This is a genomic window from Phocaeicola sp. RTP21198st1_B8_RTP21198_201120, assembly GCF_040929485.1.
Lineage (GTDB): Bacteria > Bacteroidota > Bacteroidia > Bacteroidales > Bacteroidaceae > Phocaeicola > Phocaeicola dorei.
Genome location: NZ_JBCOCI010000001.1, coordinates 230,022 through 232,470 on the forward strand (window position 1 = coordinate 230,022; position 2,449 = coordinate 232,470).

General features: G+C 35.0%; 5 protein-coding genes. 3 read left to right on the forward strand and 2 right to left on the reverse strand.

The genetic code is table 11. From position 1 onward, the window contains the following. Positions 1 to 423: 423 nt before the first annotated feature. Together AB5935_RS00820 and AB5935_RS00825 are read right to left on the reverse strand one after the other, a co-directional pair. Entirely contained in the window at positions 424 to 606 is a 183-nt protein-coding gene (locus AB5935_RS00820) for a hypothetical protein (RefSeq protein WP_005851190.1), read from the reverse strand. Positions 607 to 714: 108 nt separating this feature from the next. Beyond that, entirely contained in the window at positions 715 to 1,161 is a 447-nt protein-coding gene (locus AB5935_RS00825; RefSeq protein ID WP_005841174.1) for a MarR family winged helix-turn-helix transcriptional regulator, read from the reverse strand. A 209-nt stretch (positions 1,162 to 1,370) separates the two neighbouring features. Between AB5935_RS00825 and rpsF the strand changes: the two genes are divergently transcribed. Genes rpsF through rplI form a run of 3 tightly spaced genes read left to right on the forward strand, consistent with a single transcriptional unit; the run spans position 1,371 to position 2,446 of the window. After that, the gene (gene rpsF, locus AB5935_RS00830) at positions 1,371 to 1,715 is read left to right on the forward strand and encodes a 30S ribosomal protein S6 (protein ID WP_007831842.1); all 345 of its coding nucleotides are present in this window, start codon (positions 1,371 to 1,373) and stop codon (positions 1,713 to 1,715) included. Positions 1,716 to 1,717: 2 nt separating this feature from the next. After that, positions 1,718 to 1,987 (forward strand): 30S ribosomal protein S18, encoded by a 270-nt coding sequence (rpsR, locus tag AB5935_RS00835; RefSeq protein ID WP_005841178.1) that lies wholly within the window; start codon positions 1,718 to 1,720, stop codon positions 1,985 to 1,987. A 15-nt stretch (positions 1,988 to 2,002) separates the two neighbouring features. Then, entirely contained in the window at positions 2,003 to 2,446 is a 444-nt protein-coding gene (rplI, locus tag AB5935_RS00840; protein WP_007831845.1) for a 50S ribosomal protein L9, read from the forward strand. Positions 2,447 to 2,449 lie beyond the last annotated feature (3 nt).

Here is a 2,449-nt window from a genome sequence, read left to right on the forward strand (position 1 = left end):
AAAATCAGCTCGTTCTTGAGAACGAGCTGATTTTTTGTGTAGAAATTATTGTTTAAAGTAGGTTGTAAAATTCATGTTATATTTCCGTTAAAAACTTCATGTCTTTATAAATAGCTTATTGTCAGATGATTAAGGTGAAGAATTCGTAGCTGGAAAGCTTCAGCTGTAAAAAATCCGTAAGCAAGACAGGGGAGTATGATCCGTAGTCAGAAAGAGTTAGTATTATGACTGTTTATGTTTGTGTCGGTTGAAAGATTACTAATGTTACAGTTGAAAGATATATAATCTAACAGGCATTACATATATAAAGATTAGAAGAAAAGGACTTTTCTTTTCGGCAATCTGGAATAAAGTGAGTAAAGTCGATAAAATAAAAAAGTCCGGAGTTCTACCCGGACTTTTTTATTTTTGTTCTCTTATACTTTAATCAACAATGCGTTTGTTTAATACAATATAAACGATTAAACCTATAACGATAAGGGCGGCACTTCCACCTAAAACACCGTTGTCGTTAATTGCTGCACTTCCGGTGAAGAAAACACCGACTAAAATAGCGGCGCCGATGATCATCAGTATCAGACCTAAATTCTTAAGTAAGCTTTTCATGTGTGTATTTTATTAATAGATTATATTTATTCTTGTGTACAAATTAAAGCATAATTCTCTTATCATGGAAATTATTTTAGGAAAAAAAGATGAAAACCTTGAAAAACTTTAGTCTTTGATGTTGGTGAATACCTTTCTTAATACATCTTGGCTGACTTTCAGTTCTTCCAATGTTAATCCTTGTAGTGCTTCTTTCAATGTCTTGTTTGCGATGAAACGTGCTTTACCTTCTAATTCTCTGCCGGTTTTGGTCAAATGAATTAAATTGGTGCGTCGATCTCTTTTGTCGGCGATGCGTACCACCAGATGCTGGCGTTCCATATTGTCTATTAAGCGGGTCATGCTGGGTTTGTCTTTAAAAGTGGCATTACATAGTTCTTGCTGTGTGACACCATCTTTTTCCCATAGAAAAAGAAGGACTGTCCACTGTTCAGGGGTAATTTCTACACCATTTTGGCGAAAATTCCGGCTTAGTTTCCGGTTGATGGCTGCAGATACTTTGCCATTTAATATGGCAAATATTAATTGGATATCAAAACTAAATTGTTCTATCATGGAATTATTGTTTAAACAACTTTGCAAATATACAATTCTTGGCGGATATAACTTATCTTTTACAGATAAAAAATATAAAAAGGAAGATTAATTGTAAAATGAAACTATATTTTTTGAAGAAAATTGTGATAACTCTTTGTAGATTAAGATAAAATATCTACTTTTGCACTCGCATTTGAAATTTAATTTAATAATTTAATAAACGTAGTATGAATCAATACGAAACCGTTTTCATTTTAACTCCCGTTTTATCTGACGTTCAGATGAAGGAAGCGGTAGAGAAATTCAAAGGTATTCTGACTGCAGAAGGTGCAGAGATTATCAATGAGGAAAACTGGGGCTTGAAAAAGCTGGCTTACCCCATCCAAAAAAAGTCAACTGGTTTCTATCAGTTGATAGAGTTCAAAGCAGAACCGCAGGTTATTAAAAAATTGGAAATTAACTTCCGTCGTGACGAACGTGTTATCCGTTTCTTAACTTTTAAGATGGATAAATACGCTGCTGAATATGCTGCTAAGAGAAGAAATGTTAAATCAACTAAAAAGGAGGATTAATCATGGCACAGCAACAATCAGAAATCAGATATTTAACTCCGCCCTCAGTAGACGTTAAGAAGAAAAAATACTGCCGTTTCAAAAAGAGTGGTATTAAGTACATTGATTACAAAGATCCTGAATTCTTGAAGAAATTCTTGAACGAACAGGGTAAGATCCTTCCGCGTCGTATTACAGGTACTTCTCTGAAGTTCCAACGTCGTATCGCGCAGGCTGTTAAAAGAGCACGTCACTTGGCGTTACTTCCATTTGTAACTGACATGATGAAATAATAAGGAGGAATAAGTATGGAAATAATTTTGAAAGAAGACGTAGTGAACTTAGGCTACAAAAATGATATTGTAACTGTGAAGTCTGGTTACGGTCGTAACTATCTTATTCCGACTGGTAAGGCAGTGATTGCTTCACCTTCAGCTAAGAAAATGTTGGCAGAAGAGCTGAAACAACGCGCTCACAAATTGGAAAAGATTAAGAAAGATGCTGAAGCTATGGCAGAACAGTTGAAGGATGTAACCTTGACTATTGCTACTAAAGTGAGTGCCACAGGTACTATCTTCGGCTCTGTTAGCAACATTCAAATTGCTGAAGAATTGGAAAAATTGGGTCATAAGGTTGACAGAAAGATTATCGTTGTGAAAGATGCAGTGAAAGAGATTGGTTCTTACAAAGCTATCGTTAAACTTCACAAGGAAGTTTCTGTAGAAATCCCGTTCGAAGTAGTTGCTGAATAAAAT